The organism is Verrucomicrobium sp. GAS474 (assembly GCF_900105685.1).
GTDB lineage: Bacteria > Verrucomicrobiota > Verrucomicrobiia > Methylacidiphilales > GAS474 > GAS474.
In genome coordinates this window covers 3,547,100-3,569,152 of sequence record NZ_LT629781.1, presented here as the reverse complement: position 1 = coordinate 3,569,152, position 22,053 = coordinate 3,547,100, and the positions used below count along the sequence as shown (strand labels likewise).

The 22,053-nt window shown below is 64.8% G+C and carries 20 protein-coding genes and 1 tRNA gene; 7 read left to right on the top strand and 14 right to left on the bottom strand.

The window, feature by feature from the left end; translation table 11 throughout:
• Positions 1–31: 31 nt before the first annotated feature.
• From ftsA to BLU04_RS15180, 4 genes are all read left to right on the top strand, one after another.
• Positions 32–1,258: a cell division protein FtsA gene (gene ftsA / locus BLU04_RS15195; RefSeq protein WP_093287921.1), complete on the top strand. Its 1,227-nt coding sequence runs from the start codon at positions 32–34 to the stop codon at positions 1,256–1,258.
• A 42-nt stretch (positions 1,259–1,300) separates the two neighbouring features.
• Complete coding sequence (locus BLU04_RS15190) at positions 1,301–2,722, top strand: hypothetical protein (protein WP_093287918.1); 1,422 nt, start codon at positions 1,301–1,303, stop codon at positions 2,720–2,722.
• A 358-nt stretch (positions 2,723–3,080) separates the two neighbouring features.
• On the top strand, positions 3,081–4,604 hold the full coding sequence (locus BLU04_RS15185) for a sigma-54 dependent transcriptional regulator (RefSeq protein ID WP_093287915.1): 1,524 nt from the start codon (positions 3,081–3,083) through the stop codon (positions 4,602–4,604).
• A 49-nt stretch (positions 4,605–4,653) separates the two neighbouring features.
• A complete protein-coding gene (locus tag BLU04_RS15180) occupies positions 4,654–5,361 on the top strand; it encodes a phosphatase PAP2 family protein (RefSeq protein WP_162274698.1) in 708 nt (235 codons plus the stop codon).
• A gap of 142 nt (positions 5,362–5,503) precedes the next feature.
• Here BLU04_RS15180 and ftsH read toward each other — a convergent pair whose 3' ends face one another.
• From ftsH to BLU04_RS15120, 12 genes are all read right to left on the bottom strand, one after another.
• Positions 5,504–7,615: an ATP-dependent zinc metalloprotease FtsH gene (gene ftsH / locus BLU04_RS15175; protein ID WP_093287909.1), complete on the bottom strand. Its 2,112-nt coding sequence runs from the start codon at positions 7,613–7,615 to the stop codon at positions 5,504–5,506.
• Between the two features lie 94 nt (positions 7,616–7,709).
• Positions 7,710–8,828, bottom strand: a complete 1,119-nt coding sequence (gene mqnE, locus BLU04_RS15170) for an aminofutalosine synthase MqnE (protein WP_093287906.1) — start codon at positions 8,826–8,828, stop codon at positions 7,710–7,712.
• Positions 8,813–9,691: a UbiA-like polyprenyltransferase gene (locus tag BLU04_RS15165; protein ID WP_093287903.1), complete on the bottom strand. Its 879-nt coding sequence runs from the start codon at positions 9,689–9,691 to the stop codon at positions 8,813–8,815. Before BLU04_RS15165 ends, mqnE begins: the two co-directional genes overlap by 16 nt.
• 81 nt (positions 9,692–9,772) lie before the next feature.
• A complete protein-coding gene (locus BLU04_RS15160) occupies positions 9,773–10,006 on the bottom strand; it encodes a hypothetical protein (RefSeq protein WP_093287901.1) in 234 nt (77 codons plus the stop codon).
• 62 nt (positions 10,007–10,068) lie between these two features.
• Positions 10,069–11,106 (bottom strand): phosphoribosylformylglycinamidine cyclo-ligase, encoded by a 1,038-nt coding sequence (gene purM / locus BLU04_RS15155; protein WP_093287898.1) that lies wholly within the window; start codon positions 11,104–11,106, stop codon positions 10,069–10,071.
• A gap of 80 nt (positions 11,107–11,186) precedes the next feature.
• Positions 11,187–12,647: an amidophosphoribosyltransferase gene (purF, locus tag BLU04_RS15150; RefSeq protein ID WP_093287896.1), complete on the bottom strand. Its 1,461-nt coding sequence runs from the start codon at positions 12,645–12,647 to the stop codon at positions 11,187–11,189.
• A gap of 812 nt (positions 12,648–13,459) precedes the next feature.
• The gene (locus BLU04_RS15145; protein WP_093287893.1) at positions 13,460–14,479 is read right to left on the bottom strand and encodes a beta-ketoacyl-ACP synthase III; all 1,020 of its coding nucleotides are present in this window, start codon (positions 14,477–14,479) and stop codon (positions 13,460–13,462) included.
• A 40-nt stretch (positions 14,480–14,519) separates the two neighbouring features.
• On the bottom strand, positions 14,520–15,536 hold the full coding sequence (plsX, locus tag BLU04_RS15140; protein ID WP_093288724.1) for a phosphate acyltransferase PlsX: 1,017 nt from the start codon (positions 15,534–15,536) through the stop codon (positions 14,520–14,522).
• A 182-nt stretch (positions 15,537–15,718) separates the two neighbouring features.
• Complete coding sequence (gene rpmF, locus BLU04_RS15135; RefSeq protein ID WP_093287890.1) at positions 15,719–15,898, bottom strand: 50S ribosomal protein L32; 180 nt, start codon at positions 15,896–15,898, stop codon at positions 15,719–15,721.
• An 8-nt stretch (positions 15,899–15,906) separates the two neighbouring features.
• Entirely contained in the window at positions 15,907–16,398 is a 492-nt protein-coding gene (locus BLU04_RS15130; protein WP_093287888.1) for a hypothetical protein, read from the bottom strand.
• An 85-nt stretch (positions 16,399–16,483) separates the two neighbouring features.
• Positions 16,484–16,945, bottom strand: a complete 462-nt coding sequence (locus tag BLU04_RS15125) for a response regulator (RefSeq protein ID WP_093287886.1) — start codon at positions 16,943–16,945, stop codon at positions 16,484–16,486.
• Positions 16,946–16,951: 6 nt separating this feature from the next.
• Positions 16,952–18,850: a PAS domain S-box protein gene (locus tag BLU04_RS15120; RefSeq protein WP_157895396.1), complete on the bottom strand. Its 1,899-nt coding sequence runs from the start codon at positions 18,848–18,850 to the stop codon at positions 16,952–16,954.
• A 191-nt stretch (positions 18,851–19,041) separates the two neighbouring features.
• Between BLU04_RS15120 and BLU04_RS15115 the strand changes: the two genes are divergently transcribed.
• Positions 19,042–19,518: a hypothetical protein gene (locus BLU04_RS15115; protein ID WP_157895395.1), complete on the top strand. Its 477-nt coding sequence runs from the start codon at positions 19,042–19,044 to the stop codon at positions 19,516–19,518.
• Positions 19,519–19,541: 23 nt separating this feature from the next.
• On the opposite strand, the gene BLU04_RS15110 is transcribed toward BLU04_RS15115, so the two are convergent.
• A complete protein-coding gene (locus BLU04_RS15110; protein WP_093287877.1) occupies positions 19,542–20,102 on the bottom strand; it encodes a UbiX family flavin prenyltransferase in 561 nt (186 codons plus the stop codon).
• Between the two features lie 26 nt (positions 20,103–20,128).
• A tRNA-Phe gene (locus tag BLU04_RS15105) sits at positions 20,129–20,204 on the bottom strand.
• A gap of 670 nt (positions 20,205–20,874) precedes the next feature.
• Between BLU04_RS15105 and BLU04_RS15100 the strand changes: the two genes are divergently transcribed.
• Both BLU04_RS15100 and BLU04_RS15095 read left to right on the top strand, forming a co-directional pair.
• Positions 20,875–21,468: a hypothetical protein gene (locus tag BLU04_RS15100; RefSeq protein ID WP_197672974.1), complete on the top strand. Its 594-nt coding sequence runs from the start codon at positions 20,875–20,877 to the stop codon at positions 21,466–21,468.
• A gap of 63 nt (positions 21,469–21,531) precedes the next feature.
• Complete coding sequence (locus tag BLU04_RS15095) at positions 21,532–22,041, top strand: cyclic nucleotide-binding domain-containing protein (RefSeq protein WP_157895394.1); 510 nt, start codon at positions 21,532–21,534, stop codon at positions 22,039–22,041.
• Positions 22,042–22,053: the final 12 nt, after the last annotated feature.

The following is a 22,053-nucleotide window of genomic DNA, read 5'->3' as shown; positions in this document are numbered from 1 at the left end:
TTTTAAAAAAACAGAAAAAAGGGGCAAAGACATGTTCTTCAGGAATTATCCGAACATCCTCGTGGCGATGGAAGTGGGCAGCAGCAAGGTGGCCGTGGCGGTCGCCGAGCAGCGCGGCGACGGCTCCCTCGTCCTCCTCGGCGTCGGCGAGGCGAAGACGAGCGGTGTCCGCAAGTGCGAGATCGTGAACTTCGAGTACGCGAAGCAGAGCATCTCCCACGCCCTGAAGGACGCGGAGGAAAAGACCGGGGTCGAGATCTCCGAGGTCTACCTCGCCCTCTCCGGCGCCCACATCCATTCCGAGAACGTCGAGCTGACGACGGCGATCCACAGCGAGGGGAACGAGATCCTTCCCGAGCACCTCGACGACCTCGACGGGATGATCCGCCACCAGTCGCTGGAGCCGGGCTATTCCTTCATCCACGAGGTGATCCGCCACTACCGCCTCGACGACGGCTCGACGGTCGAGAATCCGGTCGGCCTCTCCTCGCGCCGCCTCTCGGCGGAATATCACCTCGTCTCCGGCATCACGACGCGCCTCCAGACCACCATCCGGTGCGTGAAGGAACTGGGCGTGAACGTGAAGGGGTACGCCCTCGGCAGCCTCGCGACGGCGCAGGCGGTGCTGAGCGAGGCGCAGAAGCGGGAGGGCTCGATCGTCGTGAACTGCGGCGCGGGCGCGACCGACTGGCTGGCCTACGACGCGGGCGCGGTGGTCGATACGGGGGTGATCGCCGTCGGCGGCGAGCACCTGACGAACGACCTCGCCCTCGGCCTGAAGCTCCCGCCGCTCAAGGCCGAAGACCTGAAGGTCCGGCACGGCCGGGTCGATATCGACCACGAGATCCCCGCCGCCGTCGTGATTCCCGGCGACTACAGCTTCGAGGAACGCCTCGTCCGGATGGATCACGTCCTCACGATCCTCAACGCCCGGCAAGACGAGACGCTCCGCATCGTCCTTGGGAAGCTCTCGGAACAGCCGTTCTGGCATCACTTCCGCGGCACGGTTTACTTCACGGGCGGCGCTTCGCGGGTTCCCGGATTCCTCGAGCTGGCCTCGGAGATTTTCCCCGTTCCCGTCGCGATGGCCGAGCCCCGGCCCGTCGAGGGTGACCAGAGCCACGTCACCCGGCCCGAGCTAGCCACGGTGATGGGGATGCTCCGCTACGCCCAGATCGAGGATGCCAACGAGGTGCCCGAGGGGGCCTTCGGCAGCCTGCGCAAGTTCTTCGCCGCGATGCGGCTCTTCTCTTTCTAATCCAAAGCCCAAGCACAATCCTAATCCCAACAGGACACCCCTATGATCGAACTGGTTCACGACGGAGCGGACGAGAATAACGGCGCAGGCGCGAACGGCATGACGCCCGAGGCGCTGCCGACGGTGATCGGCCTCGGCCAGGCGGGGATCCATGTGATCGACCAGCTGGTGATGCGCGGGCGGGAACGCTTCGAGGCGATCGCCCTCGACGCCGACGCCACGGCGGTCGACGGCTCGATCGCGCCGGAGAAGGCGACCCTCGGGATGGCGCTCTGCCGCGGCCTCGGCTGCTATGGGGATATGGCTCTGGGCCGCGCGGTCTGGAAGTGCGAGGCGGAACGGGTGAAGGCCCGGCTCCGCGAGGTGCGGCAGGCGGTCCTCGCCGTCGGCCTCGGCGGCGGCGCGGGATCGATGCTCGCCGTCGAGGCGGTGCGGGAGATCAAGCGGAACGAGGGACGCGTCATCGTCGTCGCCTCGCTCCCCTTTTCCTTCGAGCCCGAGTCCCGCCAGACGGCGGCCCGCCGGACGCTCGCCGAATTGCGGAAGGAGGCCGACGCGGTCCTGGTCTTCGCCGCCGACCGCGCCGATGCGTGGCAGGAAGCGCGCCAGAATATCAAGAAGGGCCTCCACGGGGTGAACCTGGCGATGGCCCGCGCCGTCGAGGCCGCCGCCCAGATCATGTCGCTGGGCGGGATGAGCTCGGTTTCTTTCGCCGATCTCCGCAGCCTCTACGGGCGCTTCGGGGAAGGGGAGTTCCGCGAGAATTGCTGGCTCGGCCGGGGCGAGGTGAACGCCGGGGAGGGGCAGAGCCTCGAGATGCTCGTCTCCCAGGTGCTGGAGAGCCCGCTCCTCGACAACGGGGCGGTCTTCGAGCAGGCCGATTCGGGGATGGCCTGCATCATGGCCGGGCACGAATTTTCCCTGACCGACCTGAAGGTGCTCCGGCAGGCGCTGGAGGCGGTCCTCCCGAAGTCGATCGTCCTTTCCTTCGGGACCCGGACCCTCGACCGGCACGAGGGGCGGATCACGCTTTCCCTCCTACTCGCCTCGACCCGCGCCCGGATCGCCGCGCAGCCGGAGATCCATCTTCCGGCCGCCGTGCCGGTCGAAGCTCCTGTGGTTCCCGTCGCCCCGTTGCTCGAAGTAGTCGAAATGATTGAGGCGACCGAAATCGCCGAGCTCCCCGCGCCGGTCTCGATCCCGCTTCCGGCGACGAAGGCGAAGCCTGCCGCCCAGCCTCAGCCGGTGTCGGCTGCGGTGGCGACGGTCGAGGCGACGGAAGAGCGGAATATCGTTCCTGCGGGGAACACGGTCCGGCGGACGAAGGCGGCGAAGCCGGTGAAGCAGGAAGAGCTTCCCTTCGAGGCCGGAAGCCGCGGCCGGTTCGAGAACAGTTCCGAAACGATCCACAACGGCGAGAACCTCGACCAGCCGACCTTCCTGCGCCGCCGCCTTCCTGTCTAGGGCCAATCGGCATTCAGGAGCAGGTCGCGTTGCTCCTAAAACGGCCTCCATCAAGACGCGAGCGACGCTGCATGCCTGAATGGCACGCGAGGAGCGAGCAACGCCGAGGGAGGCCGTTTTAGGAGCAACCCTTCGGGCCGGGGTTCCACGCCCCTTCCCCGTCGTTCTGCGCCGCCTCACGGGCCATTCAGGCACGCTTCGGCGTCGCACGCCTAGGGGAGAGGGGCGCAGCCCCTCCGGCGCGGCCTGGTCCTGAATGTCGATTGGCCCTAGCCGTCCTTTCCGACGGGGGAGGGGGTAATATTCCCTCTTTCCAAGGGGAGCCGTCTCTCTTAGGTTTGGGGATTGCCTGCGCCCCATGACCAAGAAATCGCCCACGCCTGAGAAACCCGCCGAAAAGGGAGAGAACAAGGAAGCGTCTTCCCCCTCCGTTTCCGCCGCCGGGAACGCCGAGGCCGCGCCGAAGCAGAAGCTCCTCGTCATCGACGACGAGAAGGACGTCCACTATTCGTTCAAGCGGCTCCTCGAGTCGGAGGGGACCTCGTCCGAGACGATCCAGGTGCTGAGCGCCGAGTCGGGCGACGAGGGGTTGAAGATCCTGAAGGCGCAGCCCGTCGACGTCGTCGTGATGGACATCCGCATGGGGAACCAGAATGGCCTGGAGACGCTGAAGCAGATCCGGCAGATCACCTCGAAGCAGGTTGTCATCATGATGACTGCGTACGGCACGTCCCAGACGGCGATCGAGGCGATGAAGCTCGGCGCGTACGATTATATCCTGAAGCCCTTCGATATCGGGCAGCTGAAGGAGCTTCTCCACCGCGCGCTCGAGGCGGCCCGGATGTTGCGGACCGAGATGCCGCTCCCGGCGAAGCTCACCCCGATGGAGAGCCAGATGATCGTCGGCAACGCGGCGGCGATGCAGTCGGTCTACAAGATCATCGGGCAGGTCGCGCCGACGAACACGACGGTCCTGATCACCGGCGAGAGCGGCACGGGCAAGGAGATGATCGCCCGCGCGATCTATCAGAACAGCCCCCGGAACAACAAGGTCTTCATCGCGATCAATTGCACGGCGATCCCGGAGAATCTGCTGGAGAGCGAGCTCTTCGGGCACGAGCGGGGCTCCTTCACCGGGGCGATGAACCAGCGCATCGGCAAGTTCGAGCTCGGCGACGGCGGCACCATCTTCCTCGACGAGATCGGGGACATGCCGGTGACGACCCAGGCGAAGATCCTCCGCGTCCTCCAGGAGGGGGAGATCTGCCGCCTCGGCAACAACGACCCGATCAAGACCGACGTCCGCATCATCGCGGCGACGAACAAGGACCTGGCCGAGGCGGTGAAGAAGCGCGAGTTCCGCGAGGATCTCTTCTACCGCCTCAACGTGGTGAACCTCCACCTGCCGCGCCTCTCCGAGCGGCGGAGTGACATCCCGGCGCTGGTCTCCTATTTCCTCCAGAAGCATCGGGCGAAGAACCCGAGCGGACCGCTCCAGGTGACCGCCGACGCGCTCGACGCGCTGACCAGTTACGATTGGCCGGGCAATGTCCGGGAACTGGAGAACATCGTCCAGCGGGCGATGGTCTTCGCCACCGGGGCCTCGATCCAGATCGCCCACCTGCCCGAGGCGATCGCCGGGCAGGGGAGCCGGACGAAGGCGGAGCCCTCCGCCGAGGAGCGGCTCTTCCCGGTCGTGAACGATCTGATCGCGGCATTCCGCACCCGGGGCCAGGGCGAAGGGGCGACGCTGGGCGATTTCGAGCTGCAGCTGGCCCGTCGCGCCCTGGAGGAATCGGGCGGCGACGAGAAAGAGGCTTCCGAGCTTCTCGGGATCGCGCCGGCTGAATTGAAGAGGCTTCTGGGGGGAAAGGGTCGGTAACATGAGGGGGGCCGGGGGGGTGCGCGCTGTTTTTCCAATCGTCGTTCTGTTGCTGCTGGTTTCTTTCCTTCGTGCGGAGGGGAAGGGGATTTCCTTCGCGTTCATCGATCCCGCCGGGGTCGATCTCCAGATGATCGGCGATCCGCCGCCGGAGGGGTCCTCCGATTGCCGGGCCGAGATCGGCACGCTTCTCTTCCTCCAGGCCGGGCGGACGCCCGAGGCCGCCGCGCGGGTGGCGACGGAGCGGGAGATCACGTCGGAGGCGTTCTCGGCGGCGGTCGGCCCGTGGTTCCATGCGGTGAACCTGCCGAAGACGGCGGCGCTCCTGGCCGCCGCGAAGGGCGACACGGAAATGGCGGCCGAGCGGGCGAAGCGGCTCTGGGCCCGGACGCCGCCGCCGAAGCTCGACCGGCGCATCCATCCCGCGTTTCCCCCGCCGGCCGGATCGTCCTATCCCTGCGCCGATGCGGCGGTGGGGACGGTCTGGGGGTTCATCCTCGCCGATCTGATCCCGGAGAAGAGGGAGGGGCTTTTCGTCCGCGCCGCCGAGATCGGCGACGATCAAGTCCTGGCGGGGGTGCGGTTCCCCTCGGACATCGTCGCGGGGCGGAAGCTCGGTGTAGAGCTGGTTCGCCGGATGCTGGAGGACCCGCAGTTCCAGGCATCGCTGGAGGCGGCCCGCGCCGAGGTGAAGGAGGCGGCGGCGAACAAGGCGCTGTGGGCGGCTCCAGTACCGGTGCCGGTGCCGATTCGCTAGGCCTTATCTCTTTTCCTTTGGCCCGGCTTCTCCCCGAAAGCCGCGCTGCGACCCTTTCGGGGGTCAGGAAAAAAGAAGCCCGCGGAGTCGATGGAGTCGACTCGACGCGGGCGTCGTTTCCGGGGGTGTCTCGGGCTGGGACTCAGGCCCCGGCGGGGGCTCCCTGGAGGCCGGGGAGGAGGCCGTCGTCGTCCTTCGGCTTCTTCTCGGGCTCGGGGTTGGCGGGGAGCGGTTCCGAGGGGGTGGGGAGGACGGGGGGCTCGATGTTCTTCGGGGGCGGGTTGGTCATCTTGCCGGTCTTGACGATGTCGGTGACCTGCTGGCCGTCGAGGGTCTCGTATTCGATCAGGGCGAGGGCGATGGCCTCGGTCTGGGAGCGGTATTCGGTGATGAGGGCGGTCGCCTTCGCATGGGCCCCGTTGACGAGGTCGAGGACTTCGTGGTCGATCTCTTCCGCCGTCTTCTCGCTGTAGCCGCGGGAACCGCCGAGGTCGCGCCCGAGGAAGAGCATGTTCGAGTCGTCGCCGTAGCGGATCATGCCGAGCTTCTCGCTCATGCCCCATTCGCAGACCATCTTCCGGGCGTACCAGGTCAGCTGCTGGATGTCGCCCGAGGCACCGCTGGTGAGCTCGCCGAAGAAGATCTCCTCCGCCACGCGGCCACCGGCGGCGACGCAGAGGAAGTCGAGGAGCTCTTTCTTGCGGGAGTTGTACTTGTCGGTTTCCGGGAGGTACATCGTCGAGCCGAGGGAGGGGCCGCGCGGGATGATGGTGACCTTGTGGAGGGGGTCGGTGTTCTCCAGGAGGACGTTGAGGACGGCGTGGCCGGCCTCGTGGTAGGCGGTGTTCTTCTTCTCCTTCTCGGTCATGGCGAGGGAGCGGCGCTCCCGGCCCCAGCGGACTTTGTCCCGGGCCTCTTCGAGGTCGGGCTGGGTGATCTGTTCCTTGTTGGCCTTGGCGGCGATGAGGGCGGCCTCGTTGATGAGGTTCGCCAGCTCGGCACCGGAGAAGCCGGGGGTACCCCGGGCGAGGGCGTTGAGGTCGGCCTTTGGGTCGATCTTCACCTTTTTCACGTGGACGGCGATGATCTGCTCGCGGCCCTTGATGTCGGGGAGGCTGACGCGGACTTCGCGGTCGAAGCGGCCCGGGCGGAGGAGGGCGGGATCGAGGACGTCCTTGCGGTTCGTCGCGGCGACGATGATGACCCCTTCCTGGGACTCGATGCCGTCCATCTCGACGAGGAGGGCGTTGAGGGTCTGCTCGCGCTCGTCGTGGCCGCCGCCCATGCCGGTGCCGCGGCTGCGGCCGACGGCGTCGATCTCGTCGATGAAGATGATGCAGGGGGCGGTTTTCTTCGCCTGCTCGAACATGTCGCGGACGCGCGAGGCGCCGACGCCGACGAACATCTCGACGAAGTCGGAGCCGCTGATGCTGAAGAAGGGAACGTCGGCCTCGCCCGCGATCGCCTTCGCGATGAGGGTCTTGCCGGTGCCGGGGGGGCCGACCATGAGGACGCCCTTCGGGATGCGGCCGCCGAGTTTCTGGAACTTGCGGGGATCGCGGAGGAATTCGACGATCTCGGAGACTTCCTCCTTCGCTTCCTCGACGCCGGCGACGTCCTTGAAGGTGATCTTGTTCTTGTCCTGGTTCAGCATCCGAGCGCGGCTCTTGCCGAAGCTGAAGGCGTTCTTCCCGGCCATCTTCAGCTGCTGGCGGAAGATGAAGTAGATGAAGAGGATGAAGAGGATGATGGGGAGGAAGGAGAGGAGTTGGCTCCAGCCGTTGGTGGTGGTCTCGGTCTCGACGTCGGGAAAGCCGTTCTCGGCAAGGGTCTTGCTGAGGTCGGGGGTGAAGCCGAGGTCGACGGGGGTGCGGAAGGGGGTGGTGACCGGGGTGGCGTCGGTGGCGCTCTTCGGGTGGGTGACCTTGCCCTTGAGGAAGGTGACCTCGCTCCCCGACTCGCGGACGAAGACGATGCTGTTCGGCTCGACCCGCTTTTCCTCGAGGGCCTTGCGGAGCTCGGCGCGGGAGAGGTCGAGGGTGGGGGCGACGTGGGAGCCCGCCCCCATCATGAAGTAGTAGGCGGCGACGATGAAGAAGACCGAGGCGACGAGGATCAAGCCGCCGCGCCAGCTGGGATCGTTCTGGGAGGGGTCGGTATTGGGGGTCGGGGTTTTCCCGGAGCTCGCGTTTTTGTTGCGGGTGGAAGAGCGTTTCCGGCGGGGTTTCGGATACTGGATGGGGGAATTGGCCATGGGAAAAGTGGAAGGTACTGGTAACACGTTCAGAATCAAAAGGCAATGCGCTCTCTTATGGCACTCCGGATGCCTTCTTGCGGAGCGTTGACGTTCAAGCGGTAGCGGGGGCCGCGACCCGGTAGAAGGTATCGCGCTGGGCGGGGACGCGCCCGGCCTCGCGGATCGCCTTTTCCATCCGGGCGACGGTCTGTTCCTGGGGGGTCTTCGAGCCCGCCATGTGGAAGATGAGTTCCTCGCGGATGGTGCCGTGGAGGTCGTCGGCCCCGTAGCTCTGGGCGATCTGGGCGATCGACATCCCCATGCTGACCCAGTAGGCGGTGAGGTGGGGGATGTTGTCGAGGTAGATGCGGGCGACGGCGATGTTCCGCAGGTCGACGCTGCCGCCGACGCGGCGGAGGGAGGCGGAGAGCTTGTTGTTCTCCGGCTCGTAGGCGAAGGGGATGAGGGCGGTGAAGCCGTTCGTCTCGTCCTGGAGGTTGCGGAGACGGCGGAGGTGGTCGACGCGGTGGCGGGGCTCCTCCAGGTGGCCGTAGAGCATGGTGCAGGTGCTCTGCTGGCCGAGACGGTGCCATTGGCGGTGGACGTCGAGCCATTCCTCGGCGTCTTCCTTGCCGCGGCAGATCTTGTCGCGGATCTCGGGGTCGAAGATCTCGGCCCCGCCGCCGGTGAGGGAATCGAGGCCCGCCTCGAGGAGGAGCTGGAGGGTCTCGCGGATCGGCTTCTTCGCGATCCGCTCGGCGAGGTGACGGATCTCGACGGCAGTGAAGGCCTTCACGCGGAGGCCGGGGCAGGCTTTTTTGATCTCCCGGATCATCTCGAGGTAGAAGGAGAAGGGGAGCTTCGGGTGGAGGCCGCCGACGCTGTGGATCTCGGTGAGGCCCTGGGCGTGGGCTTCCTTCGCCTTCCCGACGATTTCCTCGACCGAGAGCTCGAACGCCCCCTCCTGGCCGCCGCGCCGGTAGAAGGCGCAGAATTGGCAGCTGAGGATGCAGACGTTGGAGTAGTTCAGGTAGCGGTTGAGGATGTAGGTGGTGACGTTGCCGTTGAGCCGTTCCCGGACGTGGTTGGCCAGCAGGCCGACGGCGTTGAGGTCGGGCGACTCGTAGAGCCTCAGGGCGTCGGCCTCGTCGATCCGCTCCCCAGCGAAGACCTTCTCCGCGATGGAGGAAAGGCCGCTTTTTTCGAAGGTGCGGTTCAGGAGTGTTTCCATAGGAAGAGGGAGATCAGGGCGGCGACGAGGAGAAGGGAGCTTACCACGGCGTTGATCTGGAAGAAAGCGGCGTTAATGCGGCCGATATCGTTGCTCCGGCTCCACTTTTGCTCGAGGACGAGGGCGACGGCGACGCCGACCATCGCGAGGTTCCACGGGAGGCCGAGGCGGGCGGCGAGGCCGAAGAGGATGAAGCAGCCCCAGGCGAGCGCATGGAGGACCGAGGCGAGGCGGAGGGCGGCGGGGATGCCGTAACGGGAGGGGAAGGAATGGAGTCCCGCCTTGCGGTCGAACTCGGCGTCGAGAGTCGAATAGATGAGGTCGAAGCCGAAGACCCAGGCGAGGACGCCGAGCATGAGGAGCCACGGGGCGGGGGCGGCCAGGGTGCCGGTGACGGCGGCCCAGGCCCCCATCGGGGCGGCCCCGAGGGCGAAGCCGAGGAAGAGGTGGCAGTAGGCGGTGAATCGCTTCGTGACGGAGTAGCCGAGGATGAGGAGCATCGCCAGGGGGCAGAGGGCGGCGCAGAGGGGATTCAGCAGCCACGAACCGAGGGCGAAGAGGATCAGGCTGCCGATGAGCATCGCCTTCGCCGTGGCGGGGGTGACGAGGCGGCTCCGGTTCTCGGTCCGGGGGTTGAGCTTGTCCCACTCCCAGTCGGCGAGGCGGTTGAACGCCATGGCGGCGGTCCGGGCGGAGACCATGCAGAGGAGGATCAGCCCGACGACGGAGAGGGAGGGGAGGCCGCCCGCGGCGACGAGCATCGAGACGAGGGCGAACGGCAGGGCGAAGATCGTGTGGCTGAACCGGACGAATTCGAGGGCCGAGGCGATTTTTTGGAAGAGGGAGCGGGGATGGTCAGCCATGGAGGGAGGGGGGAACAAAAAACCCCGCGTCTTCCCGGACGGGAAGGGGGGCGGGGTCTTGCGTCCGGGAAAGGAAAACGCTTATTGGGCCCGCGCCTTATCGGGGTCGTCGAGGCCGGCCTTGATCTCCTGGTGGGTGACGCCGAGGTCGTGCTTCGTGGGGACGTAGGTGAAGCCGACGGCGAGGCCGACGAAGATGAGACCGGCGAAGGCCCAGAGCAGGATCGTCCGGAGGGGTTCCTTGATCGGAATCAGATTCTTGACGGCGGCGACGCCGTGCAGCGTCGTGTCGAGGGGTTCGTCGGCTTTGATCATGACGGAAAAAAGGTATCGGTTTTTTTCGGAGGTGGCAAGAGGGCGAAAAGAGGAGCCCGGACCTAGTGGGCGGGCGGGTCGGCGTGGAGCTGGACTTGGCCTTTGCCTTTGATGATGCGGCCGATTTCGTAGCCTTTGGTCAGCTTCAGGACTTTCTTGGCGTCGGCCTTGGAGACGACGATGACCATGCCGATGCCCATGTTGAAGACCTGATACGGTTCCGCACCGACGATGTCGCCCTCGTTGACGAGATACTGGAAGAGGGGGGGGATGGGCCACGACTCGATGTTGATCCGGGCGTCGAGGCTCTTCGGGAGGATGCGGGGGAGGTTGTCCTGGAGGCCGCCGCCGGTGATGTGGGCGAGGCCTTTCACCTTCACCGCGGCGTGGACCTTGCGGAGGAGGGGGAGGTAGTTGACGTGGACGGCGAGGAGGAGTTCCCCGAGGGTCCGCTTCTCCCCGGGGATGCGGCTCTGGAGGGTGAGGCCGAGCTTGTCGAAGAGGATGTTGCGGGCGAGGGAGTAGCCGTTGGTGTGGAGACCGGAGGAGGGGAGGCCGATGAGGATGTCGCCCGCCTTGATGGTCTTGCCGTCGAGGATCTTCTTCCGGTCGACGACGCCGACGATGGTGCCGACGAGGTCGTAGTCCTTGCCGTGGTAGATGCCGGGCATCTGGGCGGTCTCGCCGCCGATGAGGGCGGCCCCGGCCTTCTTGCAGCCGCGGGCGATGCCGGTGAGGATTTCCTTGAAACGGGAGGGCTCGAGCTTCGCGGTGCCGATGTAGTCGAGGAAGAAGAGGGGCTCGGCTCCGGTGACGGCGATGTCGTTGACGCAGTGGTTGACGAGGTCTTCGCCGATGGTGTCGTGGCGGTCGGCCATCTCGGCGACCTTGAGCTTCGTGCCGACGCCGTCGATGCTGCTGACGAGGACGGGGTCCTTCAGCTTCTTGAAGGCTCCCGATTTCGCCGAAAAGAGGCCGCCGAAGCCGCCGATGGCGCTGAGGACTTCGGGGCGGCGGGTGACGCCGACGATTTTCTGGATGCCGCTTTTGACTTGGTTGCCAAGATCGACGTCGACACCGGCTTCGCTGTACTTCTTCATGGGAAAGGGGATAGGGTCTTAGAAACGACGGGGCGCGTCAAGAACAGGGTCGAGGGGGGGAGGGGCGGAACCGGCGCTTCTCAGAGAAGGCGGGTCTGCCGGACCTCGGTGTCGGTGACGAGGGGGGTGCCCCGCTGGGAGCCCTCCATAGTGAGCTTGGTGAGCTTTTCGTCGACGTTGATGGGGTGGCTGCCGGTGAAGCAGGCGAGGCAGAACTGGTCGCTGGGGATCTTGCAGGCGCGGACCATGCTGTCGACGTCGAGGTAGCCGAGGGAGTCGGCTCCGAGGTATTTCGTGATCTCGTCGCGGGTCATCTGGTTGGCGATGAGGTCTTTCTTGTCGGGGAAGTCGATGCCGTAGTGGCAGGGGAAGCGATGGGGGGGGCAGCTGATCCGGATGTGGACTTCCTTGGCCCCGGCCTCGCGGAGGTTGACGACGCGGGCGCGGGCGGTGGTGCCGCGGACGATGGAGTCGTCGATGACGATGACGCGCTTGCCCTTCACCGATTCCTTGATGAGGTTGAGCTTCACGCGGACGCCGAAGTTCCGGATGAGCTGGGTGGGCTGGAGGAAGGTGCGGCCGATGTAGTGGTTCCGGACGAAGGCCTGGGCGTAGGGGATGCCCGATTGCTCCGAGTAGCCGAGGGCGGCGTAATTGCCCGAATCGGGGACGGGGACGACGATGTCGGCCTCGACGGGGTGGAGCTTCGCGAGTTCCATGCCCATGCGGATGCGGGATTCGCTGACGTTGACGCCGGAGAGGTTGCTGTCGGGCCGGGCGAAGTAGACGAACTCGAAGACGCAGAGGGCTTTCGAGGGGAGGTCGACGTAGGGCTTGATGGAGCGGAGGCCCTGGTCGTTGATGATGACGATCTCGCCCGGCTCGACGTCGCGGACGAATTCGGCGTGGATGAGGTCGAAGGCGCAGGTCTCGCTGGAGAGGACCCAGGCACCGTCGAGCTTGCCGATGGAGAGGGGGCGGAAGCCGAAGGCGTCCCGCGCGCCGATGATCTCGTTCTCCCCCATGATGACGATGGAGAAGGCGCCCTGGATGCGGGTGAGCGTCTGGATGAGGCTGCTGTCCCGGCTGGCGTTGGGCTTCGCCATGAGGTGGAGGATGATCTCGCTGTCGGTCGTCGTCTGGAAGATGGAGCCTTCGGCCTCGAGCTCGGCGCGGAGGATGTGGGCGTTGACGAGGTTGCCGTTGTGGGCGACGGCCAGCTGTCCCTTGGAGCAGGTGACGGTAATCGGCTGGGCGTTCTTGATGTGGCTGGAGCCGGTCGTCGAGTAGCGGACGTGGCCGATGGAACGGTTGCCGACGAGGTCTTTCAGGGTCCCTTCGGTGAAGACCTGGGAGACGAGGCCCATGCCCCGGTGGATCTTGAAGTCGGCCCCGTTGCCGGTGGAGCTGACGATGCCCGCGCTTTCCTGTCCCCGATGCTGGAGGGCGTAGAGACCGTAGTAGGTCAGTTCCGCCGCGTTGGGGTGGCCGTAGATGGCGAAGACCCCGCATTCATGGGAAGGATAGTAGGGCGATTTCATCGGGAGACGGGGTGACAGGAGACGGCAGCCGGTTTCATTGTAAAAATCGTGTGACGGAAAAGACGTTCGGAAGGGCGACTTTAGCGAGGATTTCGAGCGGGAGTAAAGGGTGGAGTAGGGTGTTTTCTCTGGTCCTTTCTTCGTCGTTCCGGTGCATCACTTTAGCACATTCTGAGGGAATTGTGTGGAGGGAGGAGGGAAGCGCTCCTCTCCCAAGCGTTTCTCTTCCGATAGGAGTCTGGGCGTATTGGTACCGCTACCCCTGCAATACGTACCCTCGGACGTTCACGGATTCAGCGGACAAAGTCTCTCTGAAGGACTCCATAGGCGGACGAGCATCCTCTTTCCAAGGCCCTCTGAACGGAGTCTGAGGGGGAACCCCTCAGAAGCTATTAAAGTGCGGTGCGCATGGAGGGGATACAGGGTGGAATGCGCAAGCCCCGAAGGGCTGCATTGCTCCCATGGCATCCAGGGAAGACTTATGCTTGGAAGCAGTATCCATGGGAAAGGTGCGCATGGAAGATCGGACGTACGGGGGGGAAAGGGTTCGCGTGGGCGGGGTAGCCCTTCGGGACCTGCGCGGTCAACCCTGTACAGCTGGATGTAATCCGCTTTATAGCCACAGAGGGGCTTCGCCCCTCCGTGACCTCCTGTTCTGAGGGCCTGAACTAGGCGGACGCGTTTCCCCCTGCGCCTCGTCTCCTAACTGGATTAAAATCCGCTGCTTCCAGAGCGTCCGAGGGTACGTACTGAAGGGGTAGCGGTACCAATACGCCTAGACTCCTATCGGGAGAGAAGCGCTTGGTAGACGGCTACCACTCCAGCGCGACGCTGGCCCACGTCAGGCCGCCGCCGAAGGCGACCATGAGGACGTTGTCCCCGGCCTTCAAGCGGCCCTCCTTCGATGCTTCGTGGAGGGCGACGGGGATGCAGGCGGCCGACATGTTGCCGTAGCGGCCGATGTTGACGTAGCAATGGTCCATGTCGGTCTTCAGCTTCTGGGCCAGGGTCTCGATGATGCGGAGGTTGGCCTGGTGGGGGACGACGAGGGCGATGTCGCTCCCCTTCAATCCGGCCCGGGCGAGGGTCTTCTCGGCGGAGCTGTTCATCGCGGTGACGGCGTGCTTGTAGACTTCCTTGCCCGACATCTGGAGGTATTGGAGCCCTTCCTGAATCACGGCCTCGGAGACCGGGATGGCGCAGCCGCTGGAGGGGAGGGAGAGGATGTCGCTCTGGGAGCCGTCGGCCCCCATGTCGCTCGCCAGGATGCCGTGGCCTTCGGCGCGGTTGCGGATGATGACGGCCCCGGCCCCGTCGCCGAAGAGGACGCAGGTGTTGCGGTCCTTCCAGTTGACGATGGAGGAGAGTTTTTCCGCGCCGATGACGAGGACGGTCTCGTAGACGTGGGAGGCGACGAACTGTTCCGCGACGATGAGGCCGTAGAGGAAGCCGGAGCAGGCGGCCTGGATGTCGAAGGCGGCGGCCTTCTTCGCGCCGATCTTCTGCTGGATGCGGCAGGCGGTGGAGGGGAAGATGGTGTCGGCGGTGCAGGTGGCGACGATGATCAGGTCGATCTCGTCGGCGAAGATCCCGCCCTCGTGCATGGCGTCGAGGGCGGCCTTGGCCCCGAGGTCGGAGGTGAACTCGCCCTCGGCGGCGATGCGCCGTTCCTTGATGCCGGTCCGGGTCTGGATCCACTCGTCGGTGGTGTCGACGAGCTTTTCGAGCTCGGCGTTGGTGAGGACCCGCTCCGGGAGGTACATGCCGGTCGCCACGATCGAGGCGTTGCGGCGGGGATGGGCTTGACGAGGGTGCTTGCGGGTTCCGGGCATGGAGGAAGGGGAAGAAGGTCTTTTTCTGCGGTGACGATCCTTAGGCCGCGCTCTCGGGGCGGAGCTTCGCGACGTACTCGACGATGGTGGGGTTGATCCGGTGCTCGATGGCTTCCTTGGCGACGCGGATGGCGTTCTTGACGGCCTTCGGGGTCGAGGAGCCGTGGGCGATGATGCAGATGCCGTTGATGCCGAGGAGGGGGGAGCCGCCGTATTCCTCGTAGTTGGTCTTTTTCTTGATCGCCTTGAAGGCGCCGCGGGCGAGCCACGCGCCGATCATGCGGAGCTTCGAGCGCATCAGCTCGGTCTTGAGCCAATGGAAGATGGCGCTGGCGAGGCTTTCGGCCGTCTTGAGGACGACGTTGCCGACGAAGCCGTCGCAGACGACGACCTCGACGGGGTTCTCGAAGAGGTCGTGGCCCTCGACGTTCCCCTTGAAGTTGACGCCGCACGAGCCGAGGAGGGTGAAGGTCTCCTTCGTCAGCTCGTTGCCCTTGGCGTCCTCGGTGCCGATGCTCATGAGGCCGACGCGGGGGTTCTCGAAGCCGAGGACCTGGCGGGAGTAGATCGAGCCCATGATGGCGTAATCGACGAGGTGCCGGGGGGTGGCGTCGATGTTCGCGCCGGCGTCCATGAGGACGAAGAGGTTGGTCTCCGTCGGGAGGACGGTGGCGATGCCGGGGCGCTCGATGCCGGGGAGGGTGCGGAGCTTGATGACGGCGGAGGCGACGGCGGCGCCGGTGTGGCCGGCGGAGACGACGGCCTCGGCGGCCCCTTCCTTGACGAGGTCGACGGAGCGGGAAATGGAGGAATCGCGCTTGCGGCGGACGCTCTCGACGGGGCTGTCGTTCATCTCGACGACCTGGGAGGCGTGGATGACCTCGAAGCGGCTTTCGAGGCCGCGGACGTCGTGCTTCGCGAGCTCGGCCCGGACGCGGGTCTCGTCGCCGACGAGGGCGAGGGTGATTTCGGGGTATTCCCGGAGGGCCAGGACGGCTCCGGCAACGGGATTGGCGGGGGCGAAATCGCCACCCATGGCATCGAGCGCAATTTTCATTTCAGGAAAGGGGAGGGGAAGGCTGGAACCTGCGGTCGGGAAAAAATCGGGGGGAGAAAAAAGAGGAACGGCCATGCCGGAAGGGAAGCGACTCCCCGCGCCGGCATGGCCGTACCCGTTTTTAAATCGGTCTGGATCGCCGCGCCCGTTCTTTTAAAACGGAGGCGGGGCGACGGAGGATGTTATTCCTCGACCGCGAGAACCTGACGGCCACGGTAGGTGCCGCTCTTCGGGTCCACGGTGTGGGGCAGGTGGCGGTTGCCGGTCTTCTTGTCGGTGAAGAGGCCGGGGGCCGTCCATTTGTTGGCGGCCTTGCGCGTGCGCATGCGGGCCTTCGACGTCTTGCGTTTGGGAACTCCCATATTCTTCCTTACTTTTTCTTCTTCTGAGGCTTGGTACTCTTCGTGCCGGCCTTATCAGTCTTAATCTTGTCCAATTCCTTCCAGATATCCGTGCCGGGAATTGGAACCAGCGCGTCGTCCTCCTGCGCGTGGATGCGGCATAGCTTCCCGTCGACCGGGGGGCAATGGGCCACTGCAGGCAAGTCGAGTAGAATGTCTTCCCGGATCAAGGGTGTCAAGTCCACCGTATCGGGAAGCGGGGCGTCCAAAAGCTGGACGAAGGGATCGACCCGGACGGGCCATTTGATCCATTTGCCGCACCGGCCGCACTCGACGTCGAGGGTGGTTTCCAGGGTGCCGTTGGCGATCAGGCTCTCGCCGTCCCGGATAATGGTGATTTTGGCATGGATCGGCTCCTTCCCCTTGGCCATCGGCTCGTTGAGCTCCAAAATGTGGGCGGGAAGGTCCTCCTCGATTTCCAGGGGGACTTCCTGGATCCGGGCGGGGTGAAACGTGAACATTTCGCCACTTTAACAAAGAGCGCAAGGGGCGTCGAGGGCGGGGGAGGGGAAAGTTGGGCGGATCCGGGCCGCGGCGGCCTTTCGGTCACTCTCTCGACCGGGGCCTCGACAGAAGGGGGGAATAGGCGGCCTTCATCCAGTAATCGTTGAGGGAGGCCATCAGGGTGGTGAGCATGGCCGGGGTGGGCGGCTTCACCAGGAAGGAGCGGGAGCCGAGCTCCTGGCTTTTCCTGCTGTCCCGATCCTCTTCCGACGAGGTGAGGACGACGACCAGGGTCGAATTCAAGAAGGACTGGCTGCGGATCCATTGCAGCACCTCGAACCCGCTTTTGTAGGGGAGCTTCAGATCGAGGAAGATCAGGCTCGGGAGGGGGAACCGCTCCCGGTTGGCGAATTTTCCGAGGCCCGCCAGGTAGTCGATGGCTTCCTGCCCGTTCTCGGCGACCTTCAGGGGATTGCCGATCTTGGCGGTTTTCAGGGCGCGTTTCATCAGGAAGACGTCGTTGGGATCGTCTTCCACCAGCAAAAGGACGGCGTTCGGATTCATAAGTGTTTAGATGCCGGGAAGTTGAATCCAGAACCGGCTTCCCGAGAAGCCGTCCGAGATCACGCCCATGGTGCCGTTCATTTTTTCGACGGTTTTCCGGACGATCGCCAATCCGATGCCGGTCCCCTCGTACAAATGCTGCGGATGGACCCGCTCGAACATACCCCAGATGCGGGACTGGTGCTCGGGCTTGATGCCGATCCCGTTGTCCTCGACCCAGAGCCGGACCTGGTCCCCACAGGCTTCGGTCCAGATCCGGATCCGGGGAGGGCGGTCGGGGGAGAAGAACTTCGCCGCATTGTCGACGAGGTTGGAGATCGCCTGGGAGAGGAACGACTCGTTCCCCACCACCGGTAGGAGCGGGTTCACGACCGTGATTTCGGCCTCCCGGGTCTTCGTCCGGATATATTGCTGGGCGATGTCCGAAACCAGGTTTTCGAGGGAGAGGGGGTTCAGGGGCATCGAGGAGCGGGGGATCTTGCTGTAGACGAGGACGTCCCGCGTGAGGCGGTCCATCCGCGATCCCGAACTGATGATCCGCTGGAGGTAGGCCCGGCCCTCCTCGTCGAGTTTTTCCCCGTAGTCCTCCAGCACGGCGGTGGCGTAGCCCTGCATGGCGCGGAGCGGCGCGCGGAGGTCGTGGGAGACGCTGTAGGAAAACTCCTCCATCTGGGAGACGGCTTCCTGAAGCGAGGCGGTCCGTTCCGTGACCAGCCGCTCCAGTTCCTGGCGTCGCTCCACCGCGGTCTGCCTCGCGGCGACGCTGTCAGTGATGTCGACGCTCGCGCCGATGTAGCCCTGGAAGGTGCCCTGGCTGCCGAAACGGGGCGCGCCGTGGCCGAGGAGCCACCGGTATTCCCCCGTGTGGTGGAGGACGCGGTACTCCATCTCGAAGGGAAGGCGGGCGTCGAAGGCCGACGTGTAGATCCGAACGGAGGGGGCGAGGTCGTCGGGGTGGAGGGTCTCGACCCAGCCGTCGCCGACCTGCTGCTCGAGGCTCCGGCCGACGAAGGCGAGCCAGGTTTGGTTGAAATAGGTGCAGAGCTTGTCGGGGCCCGCTTCCCAGATCAGCATCGGGGCGGCGTCGGCCATGGTGCGGAAGCGGGCTTCGCTCTCGCGGAGGGCTTCCTGCCGTTTTTTGTCCTCGGTGATGTCCCGGGCGATCTTGGAGGCGCCGATGATTTTTCCACTGGCGTCCCGGATCGGGGAAACGGTCAGGGAAAGGGAGATCTTCCGGCCTCCCTTGGCGAGGCGGACGGTCTCGAAGTGCTCGAGCCGCTCGCCCCGGCTGAGCCGGGCCAGGATGGAGAGTTCCTCCTCGTGCAACTCCTTCGGGATCAGGAGGAAGATGGGCTGCCCGACGGCTTCCTCCGCCGTGTAGCCGAAGATCCGTTCGGCGCCCCGGTTCCACGATCGGATGATGCCGTCGAGGGTCTTGCCGATGATGGCGTCGTCGGACGACTCGACGACGGCGGCCATCCGGTAGAGGGCTTCCTCGCTCCCTTTCCGCTCGGTCACGTCCCGGGTCGTCCCGACGATGACCTCGACGTTGCCCGCCTCGTCGAGGACCGGCTTGAAGATGTAGTCGTAAATCCCGTAGATGCCGCTCCCCCCGGTGAAGGGGACCTCGCCCCGGATCGGGGCCTTGGTCCGGATGACTTCCTCGATCTCGCGCATGTGCATGTCGGCGTGCCAGGCGGGGTAGTCCAATTCGTGGCAGGTCTTGCCGACGATCTGGTCGAGGGTCTTGTCCCAGACCTTCAGGAGGGAGACGTTGGCGTAGAGGAAGCGACCTTGGAGGTCGAAGATGTAGGCGAAATCGTCAGTCGTCGAAAGAATCGTCTCGTAGATGCGAACGGCTCGCTCCAGGTCGCCCCGAGGGGGAAGGGATTCTTTCTCAGGCATGAATTCGCTCTTGTTGACCAAGGCTCCTACTATCGTAGAGGTCGGGCGATTGTCCAGTTTTAGAGGGCGAAAAAGAGGACGATCCTGGGTCTGCCGGAAGATCGAACCCCGATGAAGGCGCGGGGTTTGAGTTGTTTCAGGACGTGGGCCTCCATAGGCTACACAACGGCCGCTGCAGCGCCTCCCATTCTATGGTCGCCCCTTTTTTGGTTAAGAATTTCCGCCGGTCGCATCGGAAAACCGAGGATGCGCTCGGTATCGCGCGGGAAGCCTTCTCAAACATCGCGGCGAGGTTTCCGGCCTTGGAGATCGTCGAAAACAGAGGCGAACCGGTCGAAATCAGTCTCACCCTGCCGAAGCAGGCGGGGTTGAAATTCGACGTTCGGCTCGCGCTGCAAAACGGGGATGAGTTGCATTTTTCGGTGGGTCATCTGTGGATGGAGTGGTTTCCGTGCACCGATGCTCCGGTGGCCGACTCGTATGTGGAGGCGGTAACGGGCTTCCTCTCCGGGGAGTACCGCGTTCTGGAATATTGGCAGGGTGGCACGTGTGCCAAGGCCAAGCTGCAAAAGCCTCGGGGAGAGGGATGGCGGACGGTGGCGACCTGGGGGGCGGGCTCTTTCCGCCTGCCGTGGGGAAGGTCGCTCCGGGAGATCCGCAACCGATAGGGGATTCCGCAACCCCGGGAGCATTATTCCTTCGCCGGGCTCTCTTTCCACCGATGGGAAAGGGCGTGGGCGACGCCGAGGTGGTCCAGGATCCGCGCGACGACGGTGTCGACGACTTCCTCGACGCTCTGCGGCTTGCCGTAATAGGATGGGGAGGCGGGGAGGATCAGCGCCCCGGCCTCGATCAGGGTGACGACGTTGCGGGCGTGGACGAGGTTCCACGGCATTTCGCGCGGGACGAGGAGCAATTTCCGCTTTTCCTTCAGGAAGACGTCGGCCGCGCGGGTGATGGTGCTGTCGCTGAAGCCGTGGGCGATCCGGCCGAGGGTCCCCATGGAGCAGGGGACGATCGCCATGGCGTCGTACTTCGACGAGCCGCTGACGAAGGGGACCTGCATGGTATTGTCCGGGTGGACGGGGAACCGCTCCGGCAGGACGAGGGGGCCGGTCTCGGCGGCGGCGACTTCGGCGGCGTGGGGGCTGAGGACGACATCGACGTGATGGTCGGTCTCGGCCAGGGCGGCGAGGAGGCGCTGGGCGTAGGGGGAACCGCTGGCCCCGGTGATGGCGACGACGAGTTTCATTCGGACGCCTTTGATTTAAAGGGAAATGGTGGCTGGGACCGGGATCGAACCGGTGACACGAGGATTTTCAGTCCTCTGCTCTACCAACTGAGCTACCCAGCCAGAGAAGGGAGGGCAGATCGTGCCGAAGGGTTTTGCGGGATGCAATATCAAAAGATTGGTTTTTAGGGGGGCGCGCGGATTGGGGAGCGCCCTTCGGGGCTGGCGGGGTCGACCCTGTACAGCTGGAGGCGATCCGCTTTATAGCCACAGAGGGGCTTCGCCCCTCCGTGACCTCCTGTTCTGAGGGCCTGAACTAGGCGGACGCGCTTTGGCGGCGCCTCGTTTTCTAACTGAATTAAAATCGGCTGCTTCCAGAGCGTCCGAGTGTACGGACTGCGGGGGTAAATGGTACCAATACGCCCAGACTCCTATTGGGAGACGGCTCTATGGGAGAGATATCTTCAGGGGTTCAGCACCGAGGAGATGAGCTTGCTCCTTGGATGCTCTTTCCCATGGCTCGGCCCTCAAGAAGGTTAGATTCAGCGGAGTAAAGTGCGCGTATGGGAGGTAGGCCTTTTGGGTCGCGCGAGGCAACCCCTCTTGCATCTCTAAACGCGCGGATCGCCTCCAGCTGCACAGGGAGATGTACCCGGTCCCGAAGGGCGGCCCCTTTTTCGCGATCCCTTCATGTTGTATTGAAAATAGGTAAAAATATCGCATTCCCGAATGCTTGTTAGTAACATGTGAATTATTTTCTGTACTTTTACGTAAAAAGTGTACAGTGAGCTCCATGCGTTTCCAGCCGAACCGGGATTATGTGAGCAATGATGTGGTGCAGACTCCGCTGCCTTTGGCGCGGCAATTGGTCGAGCACTTCAATCCCACGGGCCGGGTGCTGGAGCCGTGCCGGGGGGAGGGGAATATTTTCCGCTACCTGCCCGCCGATGCCGCCTGGTGCGAAATTTCCGAGGGGCGCGATTTCCTCGACTACAAGGAGCGGTGCGACTGGATCATCACGAACCCCCCCTGGTCGAAGATCCGGGAGTTCCTGGCCCACGGGATGGAGATCGCCGATCATGTCGTTTTCCTGATGACGGTGAACCATGCCTGGACGAAGGCGCGGGTCCGCGATGTCCGGGAGGCCGGTTTCGGTTTCCGGGAGCTGGTGATGGTCGACATGCCGGCCTCGTTCCCTCAGTCGGGCTTCCAGCTGGGGGCCGTTTATTGGTCCCGGAACTGGACCGGGCCGATCACGTTCACCGATTTCACCTCGAAGGTCGTCTCGCCCCGGGCCCGCGCCGCGGTTCCCGCCCGCGCCTCGGCGGTGCCGAAGCGGCCCGCCCGGACGGTGCGCCGGATTCCGGCGGCGGCCTTGGCGCGCTAACAGGCTCTAGAGCCTGCCCCGCGCTCCTTGACGCCGTCGGGTGGTTGGCCCACGTTAGGGGGCGTGATCTCCCGGCTGAAATCGATCTTTGCCAAGGCTCTCCCTTCTTCGGCCCCGGCGGCGGGGAATGACGAGGTGATCCGGCAATTGCCGCTCTTCCACACCCTGACCCGGCGGGAGCGGGGCCTGCTGCGGCTGATCCTCCACGAGCGGACCTACACGGCGGGCGAGGTGATCTGCGAGGAGGGGGAAGAGGGGCTCAGCATGTATGTGATCATCGAGGGGAAGGCGACGGCCTTCCGCACGGGCGACCGGGAACGGCGCGAATTGACCCTCGGCGTCGGCGATTCCTTCGGCGAAATGGCTCTGCTGCAAGGGGCGCGGCGTCCCGCGACCCTCGTCGCGTCGGAGAGCCCGACCCGGCTGCTGAGCCTCTTCCAGCCCGAGTTACTCCAGCTTCTCGAGGGGCATCACCGGATCGGGTACAAGATTTCCTACCAGCTGGCCTGCATGATCTCGAAGCGGTTCAGGACGTTCCTGGCGCGGGAGACGGGAAACGAGTTGATCCATTGATTTTTTGACCGA